The organism is Jannaschia seohaensis (genome assembly GCF_900116765.1).
In the GTDB taxonomy this organism is placed as follows: domain Bacteria; phylum Pseudomonadota; class Alphaproteobacteria; order Rhodobacterales; family Rhodobacteraceae; genus Jannaschia; species Jannaschia seohaensis.
On record NZ_UETC01000004.1, the window covers coordinates 241,166 to 257,766 of the forward strand.

Consider the following 16,601-nt stretch of genomic DNA (forward strand, 5'->3'; position numbering starts at 1 on the left):
GCCTTTCCCCTCGCTCAGCTGCCCAGGCCCAGCTTTTCGGCCAGGCCGATCCGCTGGAGCTTGCCGGTCGCGCCCTTGGGGATCTCGTCGAGGATCAGAACCTGACGCGGCACCTTGAACGCCGCCAGCCGCTCGGCCGCGAAGTCGCGGATCTCGCGCTCGGTGGCGCTGGCGCCGTCGCGCAGCACGACGGCTGCCGCGACTTCCTCGCCCAGCTTGGGATGGGGCACGGCAAAGGTCACGCATTGCGCGATGGCCGGGTGGTCCGACAGGATGCCGTCCACCTCCAGCGGGCTGACCTTTTCGCCGCCGCGGTTGATGATCTCCTTGAGGCGCCCGGTCAGGCCCAGATATCCGTCCTCATCAAACGCGCCCTGGTCGCCGGTGCGGAACCAGCGCTTGCCCTCGGCCTCGAAGAAGCTCTTGGCGTTGGCGTCCGGGTTGCTCTCGTAGCCGGGCGTGACGTTCGGACCCGAGATCACGACCTCGCCCACGCCCTCGACCAGCCGGTCCTCGGTCTCGTGCGCCACGCGCACCTCCGGCCCTGCGGCGAGGCCGACCATCCCGGGCTTCTGGCGCCCGGGCTCGACGGGGTTGGAGCACATCTGATGCGCCGCCTCGGTCATGCCATAGGCCTCGACCACGGGGGCGCCGAAGGTCTCGGCCAGCTGCGTCATCACCGGCCCCGGCAGCGAGGCCGACGAGGAGCGCAGGAAGCGCAGCCGCGCCTTCTCGATGATCTCGGTGTTGCGCTTGGCCCGCGCCAGGATCGCCTGATGCATCGTCGGAACGGCGGTGTACCAGGTCGGGTCCACCTCATCGAGCCAGCCGAAGAAGCGCAGCGCGTCGAAGCCCGGTGAGCAGGAGATCGAGGCCCCCGCCGCCAGCGACGCGCCCACCGCCGCCACCAGCCCGTGGATATGGAAGAGCGGCATGACGTTCAGGCAGCGGTCCTCGGCCGTCAGCTTGAGCGAGGCCGCGATATTCCCGGCCGAAGCGGCGACGTTAGACTGCAGCAGCGGCACGATCTTGGGCCGCGAGGTCGTCCCCGACGTGTGCAGGATCAGCGCGACACCGTCCGGGCCGGGCGTGCCGTCCTCCGTCGCCGGGTTGGTCTCGCCCACGGGCGCCAGGGTGAAGGCGCCGGCCGGGCCGGTCTCGTCGGCGGTCAGCTCGATCACCGTCAGGCCCTGTCCCTCGGCGGCGGCGCGCGCCGGGCTCTCCGCCCCCGCCGCGACGATGATCGCCTTGGCGCCCAGGTCTTCGAGGTAGAAGGCGAACTCTTCTTCCTTGTAAGCAGGGTTCAGCGGGGCGGTCGTCGCGGCTTGGGCGACGGTGACGAAGGCCACCGCCATCTCGGGGCCGTTCGGCAGCACGATGGCGACCCGATCCGCCGCGCCCACGCCAGCCGCGCGCAGTGCGCCGCGCACCGCGTCCGATTGCTGGCGCAACGCGCCATAGGTCGTCCAGTCCCGGCCCGGCGCGCCGATCGCGGGCGCTCCGCTGTCATGATCCGCGATCAGTCCTGCAATCGTGTCCGCCATGGTCACCCCTTTCCTCCAGCCGTCCCGTGACGGTCGCGGCATCTTATTTCGTGGCCGATCGCGGAGCGCAACGCCCGACGGCCTGCGCAATCGCCTCCGACCCCGTGTTAGCGCCACCGCATGCGACGAAAACCCCGGCGTCCTGCGTCGCGAGAGCCCGGTGCGGCCGGCGACCGACCGAAGACCGGCGCGTGCCGCGCCTGCGCGAACAGCCGGTTGACGCCTTTCGAGAAACTCCTTACCCATCGGGGCAACATAGCAGGGGCGCTCCGTATTGCCGGGGCTGAGATGCGGGGCGCATGCCCTCGGACCCTTGAGCTGATCTGGATAATGCCAGCGGAGCGAGGTGAGCATGTTCTCAGGAGCACAAGTGTCTTTGTACCCGATGTCCGACGACTTCGTCGGCATCATTCTCGGTGCGATCGGGTCTCTGGACCCCTGGCGCGACCGGTTAAGGATCGAGACCGACTCTCTGTCGACCCTTATGGTCGGCCCCCCGGATGTGCTGTTTCCCGCGATGCGCGACCTGTTCTGCGCCGCCGCCCGGTCGGGCGTTCACACGACGATGCATGCGACCGTGTCTCGCGGCTGTCCGGGCGAGCCCGACGACCCGATCTGCACGCCGGTGGCCGGGCCGTCGCGCGACCTGAGCCTCGCCGAGCGCGTGGAGGCCTGCCGCGCGGTGGTCGCCACCGCCCCGGTCCTGGAGCAGGAGATCTCCGTTCAGTTTTCGCTCTACCCGCTGGGCGTCGGGCATCACATGGACGAGATCTACGGCTGCATCGAGTTCCTCAAGACCTCGGGAACCTTCTTGCGGTCCAAGAACTTCTGCACCGCGCTGCGCGGCGATGCGGGGCCGGTCTTCGAGACGCTCAGCCAGGCCTTCACCGGCTTCGGGGCCACGGCCGGGCATCTCGCGATGGATGTGACCGTTTCGGCCAACTCGCCGAGCGACCGCTGAAGCCAGGGTCGCGCGGCGGCCCTGTTCCCTTTCCAACATTCCCGTACCTCAGGAGGCTGATATGGCCAATACTACCGTGTGGACTCTGCGTGAGACCCTGATCGTCGCTGTGCTGGGGGCCGTCTTCGGCGTGCTCTATCTCGGCTGGGTGCAGGTGTGGCTAGTGCTTCAGGCAATCTTCGGGGCTGTGACGATGGATGTCGTGATGGGCTTTTGGTTCATCGTCTCGATCATCGCCGCCGCCATCATCCGCAAGCCGGGCGTCGCGCTCGTGTCCGAAGTCTTGGCGGCGGCGGTCCAGGTCCTGCTGGGCAGCCCGGCCGGGCTGCTTCTGCTGCTAACCGGTCTCGTGCAGGGCGCGGGGGCCGAAGCGGTCTTCGCGGCGACGCGGTGGCGGCGCTATTCCCTGGCGGTGCTGATGGCGGCGGGCATGGGCGCGGCCCTGTTCTCCTTTGTCTATACTTGGGTCCGCTTCGACTATGGCAGCCTGGCGCCGGGCCTTCTGGTCGCGATGTTCGCGCTGCGGCTGGCCTCCGGCGCGCTGCTGGGTGGGTTGCTCGGCCACGTGATCGTCAAGGCGCTCTACCGCACCGGCGTCCTTTCGGGGCTCGCCATCGACCGCGACATGCGCACCGCCAATGCCTGAGGCGCTGGCCTATGACCGCGTCGCGCTGCGCCATGACGGCGCGGGCGGCGACGCGGTCGGTCCAGTGTCGCTCAGGCTGCGCGAGGGGGAGCGCGCCCTGCTGCTCGGCGCGTCCGGCGTGGGCAAGTCCACGCTGGTGCAGGCGGCGACGGGGCTGTTCCCGAAATCCATCCCCGGCGAAAGACGCGGCGCGATCCGTCTCTGCGGGCGCCCGGTCGATGACCGGACGCCGGCCGACTGGGCCGATACGTGCGGCTATCTCTTCCAGGATGCGGCGCAGACGCTGGCGGGCTTCACGGTCCGCGACGAGATCGCCTTCGGTCCCGAGAATGCGGGCGTTGCCGGGGCGCGCCTTCCCGAGATCGTCGCCGAGGCCATGGCCCGTGCTGGCATCCCGGAGACCTGGTCGGCCCGCCGCATCGCGACCCTCTCGGGAGGAGAGCGCCAATGCGTCGCCCTGGCGGCGCTGCTGGCGCAGGGCGCGCCGATCACGCTTGCGGACGAGCCTGCCGCAAGCCTCGCGCCGGTCGCCGCGCGGCGGATGGCGCGATTGCTGCTTGCGCCCGGTCGCACGACGCTGGTGGTGGAGCACAAACCGGGCCCGGTCCTCGATCATATCGACCGCTGCATCGCCTTGGGCCGGGACGGGCGGGTGATGTCCGAAGGCGCGCCCCGGCAGATCTTGGCGCGCGACGCCGACGCGCTGGCCGACGCGGGCATCGCCTTGCCGCTGGCTGCCCGCTTGCATCTGAACCTGCCGGATCTAATCGACCCCCGCCTGTCGCTGGAGGAGGCTTTGGCCCGGCTGCCGCCCGGACAGGCGCACCGCCTTCGCGACGTGATCCTGCCCGCGCCGATACCCATCGGAGAGGTCGTCCTTCGGCTCGACGGGGCCGACTGCGCGCCGGCATTCGGGCCTGTCGTCCTGCGCGATGTGTCGTTGACGCTTCGCGCGGGAGAGGTGCTTGCGATCCTGGGGCCGAACGGCGCCGGGAAGTCGACGCTTGCGGCCTGTCTCTCGGGCCTGCTGCCCCCCCGTGCCGGACGCCGGGAGGGGGCCGCCGGGGCCGTCGCCTTTCAGAACCCCGAAGCGCATTTTAGCCGCGAATCCGTGCGCGCCGAGATCGAAGATATCGACCCCGCGCCAGAGCGCGTGTCGCGGATCCTCGACCGCTGGGGCCTGACGGCCGTGGCCGACCAACACCCGTTCACCCTGTCGCAAGGGCAGAAGCGTCGCCTGTCTCTTGCCCTGCTGGCCGAGACCGACCGGTGGCCGCTGCTCATCCTCGACGAGCCGACGGCCGGGCTGGACGGCGTCGCTGAAGCGGCGCTCCGCGATCGGATCGCGGGCTTGGCGCGCGAGGGCCGGGCCGTCGCGGTCATCACCCATGACATGGATTTCGCCCTGTCCGTCGCCGACCGCGCGGTTCTGGTCGGCGGGGGCGCGCTGCGCTTCGACGGTCCTTGCGCCGCCCTGATGCGGGACAGGGAGCGGCTGTCGGCGGCGGGGCTGCTGCCCCCGGAGGCCGCGCCGGTGCTCGATTGGATCGATAGGACATGCTGATTTCGATGCACCCGCTGCCGAAGCTGGTCCTCTGCCTTCTTTGGATCGTCGCCGCGCTGGTCGTCTTCCGGCTGTCCTTCCAGATCGCGCTCTTTGCGGTGGCCACGCTGGTTCTGCTCTTCGATGCCCGCATTCCCTTGCGGCGACTGCTGGGCCTCATGGTGCCTTTCGCCCTGTTCGGCTTCGGCTTTCTGACGACATCCGTGCTGTTTCGCGCCGAGTCGGGCTTTGCGGTGCTGATGGCGCAGGAGCAGGGCGGCGCGCCCGAGGTGGCGCCGGGGCTCGTGCTGTTCTTCCGCGTGATGGCGTGCGGGATGATCTCGGCGGTCTTCGCGCTGACGACCGATCCTGGGCAATTCGTGCGCGCGCTGATGCAGCATCTGCGCCTGCCCGCGCCAATGGGATTTGCCCTGATGCAGGCGATGCACATGGTGCCTGACCTGCGCGCGGAACTCCTCCAGATGCGCATGGCGCGCGCGATCCGGCTGGGCCGACCCTTGCGGCGCGTGCCCACGCCGCCTGAGGCCCTGGCGCTGGCGATCCCGCTTCTGGCCTACGCGATCCGCCGCGCCACACGCGCCGCCCTGTCTTTCGAGGCGCGTGGCCTTCGACCGGGCCGCGTGCGCAGCCAGTTGCCGCAGGCGCAGATATCGCGCGCGGATTGGATGCGCCTTTTCGCCGGCATCGGAGGTCTGGCCCTGCTGCTGGCCATGGCGCCGCAAGGCCTCACCTGAGCGCGCGCCGCCCTGGTTAGACGGCGACCGCGTGCCGCGCCTTCTGCGTGGCGAGATAGGCATCGAAGGCGGAGGCGATGACGCGAATGAGCGGGCGCCCGAGCGGCGTGGCGGTGATGAGGCCGGAGGCATCTCTGACGATGAGACCGTCGGCCTCGAGCTCCGCCAAGGCCGGTTCCGCATCGGCAAGGGCCGTCGCGCTCTGCCCATGAGCCGCGGCGACAGCGGCGGGGTTGACGCGGCCTTGGCACATCAGCCGCTCGATGATCTCGCCCCGCAGGAGGTCGTCGTCGGTCAGCGCCAGACCGCGCCCGACCGGCAGGCGGCCCTCGGAAATCGCGCGGGCCCAGGCGCCCGTCTCCGACAGATTCTGGGAATAGCTGCGCGGCGTCCGCCCGATCGAGGTCGTCCCAACGCACAGCATCGTCGTGGCGCGGTCGGTGGTGTAGCCCTGGAAATTGCGGCGCAGCGTGCCGTCCTCCGCCGCTTGTGCCAGCGCGTCCCCCGCCCGCGCGAAGTGATCGAGGCCGATGGCCGTGAACCCCGCCGCCTGCAAGGCATGGCTCGCCGCGTTCGCCTGGTCCTGACGGGCCTCCGCGCCGGGCAGGGCGGCCTCGTCGATCAGCCGCTGCTTCTTAGCCATCCACGGGACATGGGCATAACCGAACAGCGCGATCCGGTCGGGGCCGATTTCTTCGCAAAGGCGGATCGTTTCAAGCAGCGTCTCGGTCGTCTGATGCGGCAGCCCGTAGATCAGGTCGAAATTGATCCCCTTGACCCCGGCCGCGCGCAGCCCGTCGACGGCGCGCCGCACCATCTCCGGTGGTTGGATTCGATTGATCGCCGCCTGCACCCTCGGGTCGAATTCCTGGACGCCGAAGCTGGCGCGATTGAAGCCGAGCGCACCGATCATAGCGATCATCTCGTCCGACAGGCTGCGCGGATCGCTTTCGATCGCGAGTTCCGCATCGGGCTCGATCTGGAAGCGATCGCCCACCGCGCGCATCAGCATGGCCAGATCCTGCGGCAGGAGCGCCGTCGGCGTCCCGCCGCCCCAATGCAGATGGGAAATGCGCATCTTGGCCGGCAGGTGCGATGCCAGAAGGTCGATCTCCTGACGCAGCATCTGAGCATATTGGGCGATGGGGGCCTCGCGGGAGGCGAGCTTCATGTTGCAGCCGCAATACCAGCACAGATGCCGGCAGAAGGGCACGTGCAGATAGAGGGAAATCGGCTCCGCCGGGTCGAGCGCGGCGAGGGCGCGGGCGTGGGCCTCCGTCCCGAACCCCTTATGGAAATGAGGAGCGGTCGGATAGCTCGTATATCTCGGCACGTTCCGTGTCCGATAGCGATCGAGTCGGGTTTGGATGCAGGCTGTCATGACGGGGTCCTACTGCGCCGCGCGGGGATGCGGTTTGATGTCGATCAGGTTCGGCGTCGATCCGCTGCGTTCGAGTTCGAAGCGGCAGGGGTGGCCCGGGCTATGGGCGCCGCAGCTCGTTTCGGTGCAGGTCGCATCCGCTGCGACGAGAACGTGGTAGAGACGGGCAAAGACGGCCGCGTGCCAGTGGCACAGGCAGCCCTCGGACCGTTCGCCCGCGACGAGCGGGTTGTCGGCGATCTCGAAGGTCATCGGATCGACGACCCGGAACCGTCCGGAGCCGACGAAGGTCCAGGCATGGCGGGCGATGGCCCGCGACAGGAGCGCCGCCGAAGGCCCCGCCGGAAGCACCCGGAGCAGGAGTTGCGCCGGACGCGGGATCCGATGGGCGAGGATGTAATCCGCCGTCGCGCGGCCAGCCTCGCCGGCGAGCGCGGGGGCGAGGATCGGCTCCTCCTGGCGGAGCGTGCGATGCAGCTGCGCGGCCTGGGTCTCCGGGATCATCCGCGTGCCGTCCGGCAGGTCGAATATCCCGGCCCGGGCGAGGATCTGGCCGCGCCGTTCCGGGCCGCCCAACCGGTCGAGCACCGGCAGCATCTGGAGGATGGCGTTGGGGCCGATCAGGGCGGGGCCGGACCGGACATCCTCAGACATCCTCCATCTGTTGATCGCCGCCGCCGCAGACCCGGACCTCCGCCCCGTTGGGCATCTTGAACGTCTGGTTGCGCTCGGCGGCGCGTTCCTTGCCCTGAGCCCGCAAGGCTTCGCGCCGCTCGGCCGCCCGGGCCGCCTTGTCCGCCGCCGCTTCCCAATCGGCGGTCTGCGCCTCGGCCAGTTGACGGGTTTCGTCGAAGTGGAAATCGACGGTCGACTTGGTCTGCGGACCCCAATAGCCCGCCTTGCCCAGGTCGTAGAAGGTGCGCTGGAACCCGGCCTTGAGGAAGGCATAGAGGCATCCCAGCAGATAGCGGCGGCGGAAGCCGGTGCCGCGCCAAGGATAGTGGAACAGCGCCTTCTTGGAATAGAACCGGCGGTAATTGTTCATCACCCCGTCCAGCAATTCGCCCCGGTCCATCGCGGCGGGCTTCATGATCGGGGTGACGAAATTGTATTTCGAGAAGTCGTAGATCTCGACCTGATCCTTGAGCTCCTGGAAGAGGGGCGTGAAGGGCCAGGGCGTATACATCGACCAGTTCGCAAGATCCGGCTGCCAGTCCCAGGCCATCTGATAGGTCTCTTCCAGCGTGTCCGGCGTCTCGTTGTCGAGGCCGACGATGAACTGCGCTTCCACCAGGATATCGGCCTCCCGCAGGAGGCGGATCGCCGTCTTGTTCTCGTCGACCTTGGTTTCCTTGTTGAAAACGTCCAGCTTCATCTGCGCGGCGGCCTCGGTGCCGAGGCTGACATGGACGAGCCCCGCCTTGCGGTAGAACTTCAGCAGGTCTCGGTCGCGGTAGATATCCGTCACACGGGTGTTGATGCCCCATTTGACCTTGTCGGGCAGGCCCCGGTCGATCAGCTCCTGGCAGAAGGCGACGAATTTCTTCTTGTTGATCGTGGGTTCCTCGTCGGCGAGGATGAAGAAGCCGACCCCATGGGTCTCGACCAGGTCCTCGATCTCGTCGACGACGTCCTTGGGGTCGCGCACCCGGTAATCGCGCCAGAATTTCCATTGGCTACAGAACGAACAGGTGAAGGGACAGCCGCGCGCCAGGTTCGGGATGGCGACGCGGGTGCCGAGTGGGATGTAGATATACTTGTCCCAGTCGAGCACGGTCCAGTCGGGCTTGATCTTGGAGAGGTCCTTGACGGTCGAGGCGGCCTCGGTGGCGACGATCTCCTGCCCGTCGCGGAAGGCGAGGCCCTTGATCTTGCGCCTGTCGGCCGGCCAGCGGCCGTCTTCGATGGCGAGCATGAGCTCGGTGCAGATTTCCTCTCCCTCGCCGCGGACGATCACATCGACCCAGGGCGCCTCGGAGAGGACTTGCTTGAACATGAAGGTCGCATGAACGCCGCCTAGCACCCGAACCGCGTCCGGAACCACATCGCTTGCGACCTTGAGAACATCCTCCGCGCGGTAAATCGACGGCGTGATCGCGGTCACGCCCACCACATCGGGGCGGATCGCCTCCATGCGCCGCGCGAGTTCCGCGTCGTCGATCTCGTCCGTCATCGCGTCGATGAAATGGATGTCGTCGAAGCCCGATTGCCGCAGATGGCCGGTCAGATAGGCGACCCAAGCCGGGGGCCATGTCCCGGCGATCTCCGCGCCGCCGGAGCGATAATTGGGGTGAACGAAAAGGATGCGCATGATGAAGTCCCCGGGACAGGTGTCACTATGAATAGACGCTAAAATGTCAGGATGGGTTGACACACATCAAGCGAATCGGGGGGAGCGGGCAGAATTCTGCGGGTGTCACTGCTGATCGGGCCCTTTGGTTGTCATTCCGCCGTGGCAAGGCGAGCCTGTAGGGGCGGGCCACCGCCGGGCGGAAAGCAAGTCTCTGGCGGTCATCGCCCGGCATGGCCGGTCCTGTAGGGGCCGGGCCCATCTCGGGGCGGAGGCAAGCGCTCATCGAGAGACAGCTCAGGCCCGGGGGCGAGCAGCGGTCCCCAGAGCATCGAGCCAAAGCGCGCGGAGGGCGGGCATCGCGCTCGCGCGGGCCGTTGCCAGCAGCAGATGATCGTCGATCTCTGCGACCAGCACATCGTTCTGGACCTGACCCACGCCCGCGACGATCAGCAGGCGCCAGCGCGTGGGCGCGCCCGCCGCCCCTTCTGGCGCATTCATGCGGCTCAACAAGTCGCTGGAGACGCGAAAGAGCGCCCCCGCATCGGCCTCCGGCCCCTTGACCGGATCGACCGTGTCCCCCTGGACGATCACCGCCGATGCGATGAGATCCTGTGCCTTGTCGAGAAACCGGCGCAGGCGCGCCGCCGGTTCATCCTCTGCATCGGCGGACTGCAAGCGGGCGAGCAAGCGCTCCACCGGAAACCCGGCCCTGGTTGAGGTGCCGCCCGCGACAAGCGCCTCGGAGCGCACGGAGATGTCGCTGGCCCTGCTGCATAGGCCGGCCAGCGTCTCCTCGAATGCGGCCGCCGCATTTTCGATCGCGGCGCTGTCGTCGCGATTCTCGAAGCCATTGGGGGCCGATGCTGCGCCGCTGGAGTCGAGGGTGGAAAAGGCCAGGAGCCGGCCCATCTCGGCATCGCAGCGCAACCGCTCCGCCCCGTCGAAGGCGAAGATCAGGCGTCGGCCGAGCATCGTGTCCGCGAGTCGCCGGAGGACGAGCGCCGCGCCCTCCGCCCCGGTGGTCAACGTCCGGCCGGTATCGGCGCCGAGCCCGTATGCCGACGCGCTGGTCAGCGCCTGCCAGAGCGCGGGTTCGGTCGCATCGCCCGCCATGTCACGCCAGCGCCGCGCGATCGCCCGGCAGGAGATCGTCGAACACCCAGGCGGCGGCTTCGAACACATCGTCGATCGCGGCCTCGGGGGCGAGGATGCAGCCGAAGACCTCGTCGCCCTGCGGCGTTCCGCGCTGAAAGACCTGGCACCCGGTTTCCGTTGCAAGCATGGCCCGCATCATCCCCATTTCTGGCCCGTTCCCCGGCGCGGCGGAGAGCAGCCGCGCCGCGAGACCGCACAGCGCGTCCAATTCTTCCTGCGGCCATTTCAGATCGCTGTCCCAGGCCAGCACCGTGCCCGTGGACAAATCCATCAGAAGCGCAATCTCGCAGCCGGCGATCTTGTGCCTGAAGTTTCTGAGCGCGTCGTGGGTCATCGGCCTCCGGGAACAGCTGACCTCTGGTCTAATCCGCCCTCGTTAAAGCAAGGTTAGCGTGCGGACCTCTCACGCGCCGGGCTGCGCATATGCCGCGCCGCGCGGGTCGCGCCTCAGGGCGATGCGACGCGGCTGAATGCCCTCTGCGCCGGTCCGTGGTTCCGGGGCGTCCTGCGCGCGCGTGGACGCCGCGAAGGTCACGGTGCCCGTGCGCGGCGCCTCCAGAGGCTCGACCATCTCCAGAAGGCTCGCAATGAAGGCATCCGCGCCGGAGGCGTCGAGCGCGGCCATGTCCTCGCCCGCCGCCGCCGCCGCGGTCAGCGAGATCGGCAGAACCGCCTTGAAGAGACCGTCGGTTTCGTGGCGGACGCGCGTGAGAATGCGCGCGCGGTCCGCCTCGGACGCGATCTTGTCGATCCGCGTGATGAGCAGGAGGCTGCGCTCCCGGAGCCGATCGGGCAGGCTCTCCCACAGTGTCGCTTCGGTCTGTCGCCAAGCTTGCGTCGCGGGCGTGCACCAGACCACGCCATCGACATGCTCGATCATCCGTTCCCAGATATCCTCGGGCAGGTTCGGGTCCGAGGTGCCGGGCATGTCGATCAATTCGCAGAATTCGAGCACATCGGCCGAGAGCGACACACAGACGGCCTGAGCGTCGCGATGAGACAGCGTCGTCAGGTCTTCGGCCGTGATCGGCTGCTCGGCGCCGTTCATGTCGATGCGTGTCATGCGGCTGCGGCCGCCACGATACCAGATCGGAGGAAGCTGTGTCGCCGTGACCTTGACCGGCGAGATGGCGTGGCCCAGCAGCAGATTGGCCAGCGTGCTCTTGCCCGCGCTGAACTCCCCCATCAAGGCGATCCGCGGGTGGCAAGGCGGATCGGCGGGCGGGGTCGCATCGGTCGGATGGTCGGTGCTCATGATGCGATCTCCATCGTTTGGGCGAGATTTTCGGATGCGTTCGACGCCCCCGCGCGCGCGAGATCGAGCAGGACCCTGCGGTTCGCATCCAGGAAATCACCGAGCGCCGCGCGCAGGGAGGCCTCGTAGCCCTTCGCATTGTCGCTCAGGAGCGTCTGGAGGATCGGCTGGGTTTCCTCGTGGATCAGGCGCTCGAAATCGTCGGCGCAGGCCTGGTAGCCCTTCCGGCGGCGCCAAAAGCGGGTCCACCAGGTGCCGCGCAGGTCGAGCGCGATGGTCTGGCCCAGCACCACGGGCGCATCGGGCGCGGGCAGGGGCGGGGCCTCCAGCATGGGCGGCGCGTCCCTCAGATCGAAGGCCTCCCGGTAGAGCGCGTTGAACTCGGCGGAGACGGCGGCCATGCCGTCGGTGCCATGGCGGCCGACCGCGCGGACATAGCGTTGAAATGCCGAGCGGAGGAGTGCGCGCAGACCGCAGGAGTCATAGCGCCAGACCGCCATCTCTCCGTGAAGTTCGAGATGCGAGACCAGCGCCACCAGGGCGCGCCGAACGAAGACCTGCCGCGCGCCGTCGACCCGCTCTTCCAAAGCCGCGTGCAACGGCCCGAGCCCGTCCGCGAACCGGCGGCGCGCCCTTTCCTCGATCTCGGAAATGGCCTCTTCCAGGGCCTCTGGCGGAATCCGGCAAACGCTGCCCGCGCCACGCCGCGCGGCCGCGACGGCATCGGCGGTGAGAACCGAGCGATCGAGATTGCCGATCTCCACCTCGATCTCGCGCAGGAGTTGCGCGCCCGCGCCGGATTCGATGCGGGCCGCTATGATCCGGCCCAATGCGGGGACACCGGAGAGGGTCCAGGCCATGTCCTCCAGAGAGCCGAAGGCATGCTCCTCGCCGACGCCTGCCTCCGCCCAACGGACCATGGCGTCGACGCTGTCTTCGGGCAGCGCCTCGACCTGACCCGCCATCGCCTCCGCCGCCCAGGCGCCGCTCCCGAAGATGATCTCGGCATTCTCGGGGCCTTGATGTTTGCGCAGGGTGTCGAGGATCGAGTCGCGGATCTTGGGGATGTCCGATGCGGGGTCGTCCAGCTCGTCGATGCGGTTGACGAAGATGACGACATCCCGCGCGCGCAGGTTCGCGATCATCCGGATCAGGGCCAGATCGACCGTGGTCAGCGCCTGCGTCGCCGCAAGCACCATGACGCAGAGACGGCTGCCGCGCAGCGAACTGATGGTGATCTGCTCTCGGATCATGAAAGTGTCGTTCACGCCGGGCGTGTCCCGCAGGCAGAGAGGCAGCGGCAGGCCCGGCTGCTTCAGCCACAGATCGGCCGTGCGGGTGATATCCGCAAAGCGGCCCTTTTCGCGGTCGCCGCCGGCCTCCTCCCAGAAGTCGTCGCCCATGCAGACATAGCGTTCGACCAGAGCAGCATCGAAGCGGTCGTAGTCATGGGACTGGCCGAGCAGCATCTCAAAGCGACGGCCCAGCCGCTCGCGGGACTTGGCGCGCATCTTTTCCATCTGGGCGCGGACCTTCGCGACCTCGTCCTCCGCCCCGGCGCGGCCGGCGAGTTCGCCCAGCCGCCCGCCCTGGCGCACGAGCCGGGTCCATTCCTCTTCGCCAAAGAAGGTAAAGGTGGCGTTGGCGGTCTGGCGCTCCGGTCCCGGTTGCAGGTGAAGCCCCGTCACGACCGAGGTCCAGGGGTTGACGTCGGCGGGCAGGAGACCCTGCCACCCGGTCATCGCATTGATCAGCGTGGTCTTGCCCGCCTTGACCTGGCCGATGATGGTGACGGTCGGCTCGAAGTCGCGGATCTTGCGCAGTAGCTGCTTGGCCTTGGCGGCGATCGCGCCGTTGCCGGACGCGCTGAATTCCACCAGTCGGGCGTCGAGCGCGGACAGCCGGGCCGCCAAGGGGGCGAAGCCGGAATAGGTCTCGGTCAGCAGCCTCGAACGGATCGGATCGTCATGGTCCATCAGCTTTCTCCTTCGTTCGGCCCTGCGGCCCAAAAATTAGGCCGCGAGCGCGTGACAGACCTCGCGCCGCATTTGGCTCAGCAACATGAGGCCCTCCGTGGCCTGCCTTGGCTGGCCCTCGATCTTGAGCAGCTGCACCAGCTCTTGGGCGTTGATCAGCTCGGCATGGAGGGCGGGGAAGGCGTCGGCAAAGGCATCGTCCGCGTCGGCGAGATCCAGCAGCGCGTCGAACGAGGCCTGGAGACGCGCGAGCACGCGGGTGGCGTCGTCCTCCGTCAGGCCGTGGCGGGGCAGGCCCCGTGCCAAGTCCCGGGCCGCGTGGCGCATCTGCCAGACCATTCGGGACAGGGCCGCATGGACCGATGGCGATGGTGTGGCGATGGCGGCCGGTTCGGGGCGCGCGCGTTCGGATACAAGCTCGGGGCGCGCTTCCATGGCCGGGAGCGGGACGTCTGGCGCGTGCTGTTCGAGCAGGAAGGCGGCGACATCGAGATCGGCGGCGCGGGCCGTGTCGATCATGTCCGCGAGGCGCCGGCGCAGCGTCTCCACCTGAGCGGGGCAGGGCGCGTCCGCCCGCCCGTCCGCCGGCACGACGCAGGTCTCGTAGCCCTGAAACGACCCGCCGGCCCGGGCCCGGTCAAGAACCTCCTCGCCCGCGGTCGCCACCAGCAGGGCGTGGTGCTTGAGCGCGTCCGGCCCCGCCTCCCAGATCCGGCGCTCGGCTGCGTCCCAAGCGCGTGTGCACCACAGCGCGATGTCGCAGCGCTGCGCCGCCCAGGCCATCGCGGCCATCATGTCGCGCGGCGCGGCTTCGGCGGCGACGTTCAGCACCGACATGCGCTCCAGCGCGGGGTGGCTGACGGCGATATCCGCGAAGAGCACCCCAGGGGGCGCGACGAAAGGCAGATCCAGCGGCACCGTGGCGGTCTCGCCCCCCGCCAGGGTCAGCCGGGCGGCGGGCTCCGTGGCCCGGCGGAGCAGGACTGGGACGGATTGCGCGCCGGGCCGCAAGATCTCCGCCCCGGCCAGCGCGTTTACGATCGCGGCCTTGCCCGCGCCCGGCAGACCGAAGACGCCCACCCGAACGGGCGCTTCCAGCCGGTCGATCAGGCGCGCGATCCGGTCCGCCGCACGCCGTGAGAGCCCGTCCACGCGGGACAGCGCCTTAAGCTGGGAAAGGGTCGCTTGGGCCGTCATCGGACGAACCGATCCATGAAAGCCGAGGCGAATAAGGCCCGAAACTGCGCGATCCCCGCCCGGATCCGGGTGATCACGGCGGATCGGGCGGCGGGCCAGGGCATCGCCGCTCTCGGCGCGGCAAAGGACGGGCGCGGCTTGACGACGATGACCGACACGTTGTCCTGATCCGGGTCGCCCGCGCCCGCTACGGCGTCCAACAGGGCCCGCGCGATGGCCTCGCTGGGGCAGTCTCGATGGTCGGCGAGGATTTGACGGACCTGGCCCTGCGCCAAAGCCGCCAGACCGTCGCTGGCCATCAGAAGGATATCGCCCTCGGCCAAGGCAACCGGCTCCGCGGGACAGTCGATGCAATTGATCCGCGCCCCCACCAGCGCCGAGGTGAGGCAGCCCCTCTGGGGATGGGTGCGCGCGGTTTCCGGGTCCATCATGCCCCGCTCGACCAGCAGGTCGATCTGGGGCGCAAGCGAGTGATCCTCGTTGAGCCGCGACAGGGCACCGTCCCGGAAGAGGTAGAGCGAGGAATCGCCCACCGACACCCAGCTGAGCCGCTCGTTCTGTAAGATGGCGGCGACGACTGTCCCGCCCATGCCCTCTTTGCCGGAGCCATCCTCGACCCGCGCCCTGAGGCTGTTATTGGCGGCATGCACGCCGTCGAGCAGGTGCCGGCGCGCCTGCTCCTGATCCAGTGGCCGTGTCAGTCCTGCGAGGGGCAGGGCGCCCGAGAGCGACGAGACGATCACCCGCGCCGCGAGGTCGCCATCGTCATGCCCGCCCATGCCGTCCGACAGCACCGCGAAGCCGTATTCGCCGTCGTCGTCGAACCGGGTGGCGACGACGTCCTCCTGACGCTCGCGGCATCCGAGGGCCACCGCGGTGGCGACATCGGCGCGCGGTTCAGACATCGCCCCCGGCCTTCTGACGGGTGTCCGACCAGCTGAACTCCGGCCCGCACAGGGCGACAAACCGCAATGTCGTCTTGCCGATGCGGATCTGGTCACCATTGCTCAGTTCGGTGGTCGAGACCAGGGGTTTGCCGTTCAGCCGCACGAGGTTGGACTTGCCGCCATGTCCGATCAGAACCTGGTTCTCCTCCTCGTCATAGGCGATGGAGGCGTGGTTGTTGCGCGAGATGCTGTCGTCGCCGAAATCGAGCGTCACGGTCTGATCCTCGCCACGGCCCAGGGTCGAGAGCCCGGCGGCCAGCGCAAAGGAGGTGCCGAAGCCCGGCCCGTCGATGATCACCAGGAAACCGATCGGGCATTTGACCGCCTCGGCGGTTGCCGTGGTCTGTCCGGGCGCGAACAGGTCCGGCACGAGGTCTTCGGCGTGGAAGCCCAGCAGGCGCGTTCTGACACGCCGGTTCTGAGGCGGGGCGGGCGGCGCGGTCCGGGCCGTCTCCTGCGCCGGGATCTGCGGCGCCGCTGCCGGGGCGGCCGGGCTGTCGGCGGACGCGGCGGCGACGACGCGATCCGTCAGATCGGAAAGGGAGACCTCCGGCGGCGCCTCCGGTTCTGGCCGCACCGGCGGTTCGCTGGCGGGTTCCAGGTCCCAGATCTTGCTCTCCGGCGGGGTCATGAGCGGCCCGCCCGGCACATCCGAGGGGGGCTCCTCCTCCACGATCTCTTCCGCATTCCCGTCATCTGCCATGGTGTGGAGCGGCGATTCCGGCTCCCAGTGCTGGGGCTCCTCCAAAGGTGCCGGACGGCTTGGCGGCCGTTCATGGGCCGGCGGTCTCATCGCGTCGATCGGGTCGAGCAGGACGAGCGGCTTTTGGCCCGGCGCTTCGGCGGGGAGGTCGTCGCTGACAGGCGGCGCAGCCTCCTCCTGCGGCATCTCCGGCGTGATCAGGGAGGGCCGTCGGCGCGCGACGATGTTTCTGAAGGCAGACATGG

General features: G+C 68.8%; 15 protein-coding genes and 1 riboswitch. Of the genes, 4 read left to right on the top strand and 11 right to left on the bottom strand.

The window, feature by feature from the left end; translation table 11 throughout:
* Window positions 1-14: 14 nt before the first annotated feature.
* Window positions 15-1,544: an acyl--CoA ligase gene (locus DTQ71_RS11440; RefSeq protein WP_109564418.1), complete on the bottom strand. Its 1,530-nt coding sequence runs from the start codon at window positions 1,542-1,544 to the stop codon at window positions 15-17.
* Between the two features lie 250 nt (window positions 1,545-1,794).
* A riboswitch (TPP riboswitch) is annotated at window positions 1,795-1,906 on the top strand.
* On the opposite strand from DTQ71_RS11440, the gene DTQ71_RS11445 reads away from it, so the two are divergent.
* The 4 genes from DTQ71_RS11445 to DTQ71_RS11460 all read left to right on the top strand — a co-directional run bounded on the left by DTQ71_RS11445 (window position 1,897) and on the right by DTQ71_RS11460 (window position 5,449).
* Window positions 1,897-2,505 carry a YkoF family thiamine/hydroxymethylpyrimidine-binding protein gene (locus DTQ71_RS11445; protein WP_109564419.1) on the top strand — a complete coding sequence of 203 codons (609 nt, stop codon included), beginning with the start codon at window positions 1,897-1,899 and terminating at the stop codon, window positions 2,503-2,505. Its footprint overlaps the riboswitch before it by 10 nt.
* 61 nt (window positions 2,506-2,566) lie before the next feature.
* Window positions 2,567-3,151, top strand: coding sequence for an ECF transporter S component (locus tag DTQ71_RS11450; RefSeq protein ID WP_109564420.1), 585 nt, complete (start codon window positions 2,567-2,569; stop codon window positions 3,149-3,151).
* Window positions 3,144-4,715, top strand: coding sequence for an ABC transporter ATP-binding protein (locus tag DTQ71_RS11455; protein ID WP_109564421.1), 1,572 nt, complete (start codon window positions 3,144-3,146; stop codon window positions 4,713-4,715). Before DTQ71_RS11450 ends, DTQ71_RS11455 begins: the two co-directional genes overlap by 8 nt.
* Window positions 4,709-5,449 carry an energy-coupling factor transporter transmembrane component T family protein gene (locus tag DTQ71_RS11460; protein ID WP_109564422.1) on the top strand — a complete coding sequence of 247 codons (741 nt, stop codon included), beginning with the start codon at window positions 4,709-4,711 and terminating at the stop codon, window positions 5,447-5,449. Before DTQ71_RS11455 ends, DTQ71_RS11460 begins: the two co-directional genes overlap by 7 nt.
* 16 nt (window positions 5,450-5,465) lie before the next feature.
* Here the strand turns inward: DTQ71_RS11460 and hemN are convergent, their stop codons facing one another.
* The 10 genes from hemN to DTQ71_RS11510 all read right to left on the bottom strand — a co-directional run bounded on the left by hemN (window position 5,466) and on the right by DTQ71_RS11510 (window position 16,599).
* Window positions 5,466-6,830 (bottom strand): oxygen-independent coproporphyrinogen III oxidase, encoded by a 1,365-nt coding sequence (gene hemN / locus DTQ71_RS11465; RefSeq protein WP_109564423.1) that lies wholly within the window; start codon window positions 6,828-6,830, stop codon window positions 5,466-5,468.
* A 9-nt stretch (window positions 6,831-6,839) separates the two neighbouring features.
* Window positions 6,840-7,484, bottom strand: coding sequence for a bacteriochlorophyll 4-vinyl reductase (bchJ, locus tag DTQ71_RS11470; RefSeq protein ID WP_109564424.1), 645 nt, complete (start codon window positions 7,482-7,484; stop codon window positions 6,840-6,842).
* The gene (gene bchE / locus DTQ71_RS11475) at window positions 7,477-9,141 is read right to left on the bottom strand and encodes a magnesium-protoporphyrin IX monomethyl ester anaerobic oxidative cyclase (protein WP_109564425.1); all 1,665 of its coding nucleotides are present in this window, start codon (window positions 9,139-9,141) and stop codon (window positions 7,477-7,479) included. Before bchE ends, bchJ begins: the two co-directional genes overlap by 8 nt.
* A gap of 276 nt (window positions 9,142-9,417) precedes the next feature.
* Window positions 9,418-10,236: a hypothetical protein gene (locus DTQ71_RS11480; protein ID WP_109564426.1), complete on the bottom strand. Its 819-nt coding sequence runs from the start codon at window positions 10,234-10,236 to the stop codon at window positions 9,418-9,420.
* Between the two features lies 1 nt (window position 10,237).
* On the bottom strand, window positions 10,238-10,549 hold the full coding sequence (locus tag DTQ71_RS11485; protein WP_170125404.1) for a hypothetical protein: 312 nt from the start codon (window positions 10,547-10,549) through the stop codon (window positions 10,238-10,240).
* 132 nt (window positions 10,550-10,681) lie between these two features.
* Window positions 10,682-11,533, bottom strand: coding sequence for a dynamin family protein (locus DTQ71_RS11490; protein WP_109564428.1), 852 nt, complete (start codon window positions 11,531-11,533; stop codon window positions 10,682-10,684).
* Entirely contained in the window at window positions 11,530-13,509 is a 1,980-nt protein-coding gene (locus DTQ71_RS11495; protein ID WP_109564429.1) for a dynamin family protein, read from the bottom strand. Before DTQ71_RS11495 ends, DTQ71_RS11490 begins: the two co-directional genes overlap by 4 nt.
* A 36-nt stretch (window positions 13,510-13,545) precedes the next feature.
* Complete coding sequence (locus tag DTQ71_RS11500; protein WP_109564430.1) at window positions 13,546-14,706, bottom strand: hypothetical protein; 1,161 nt, start codon at window positions 14,704-14,706, stop codon at window positions 13,546-13,548.
* Complete coding sequence (locus DTQ71_RS11505; RefSeq protein WP_170125405.1) at window positions 14,703-15,611, bottom strand: PP2C family protein-serine/threonine phosphatase; 909 nt, start codon at window positions 15,609-15,611, stop codon at window positions 14,703-14,705. The genes DTQ71_RS11500 and DTQ71_RS11505 overlap by 4 nt, the downstream gene beginning before the upstream one ends.
* Window positions 15,604-16,599: an FHA domain-containing protein gene (locus DTQ71_RS11510; RefSeq protein WP_245947454.1), complete on the bottom strand. Its 996-nt coding sequence runs from the start codon at window positions 16,597-16,599 to the stop codon at window positions 15,604-15,606. Before DTQ71_RS11510 ends, DTQ71_RS11505 begins: the two co-directional genes overlap by 8 nt.
* Between the last annotated feature and the right edge of the window lie 2 nt (window positions 16,600-16,601).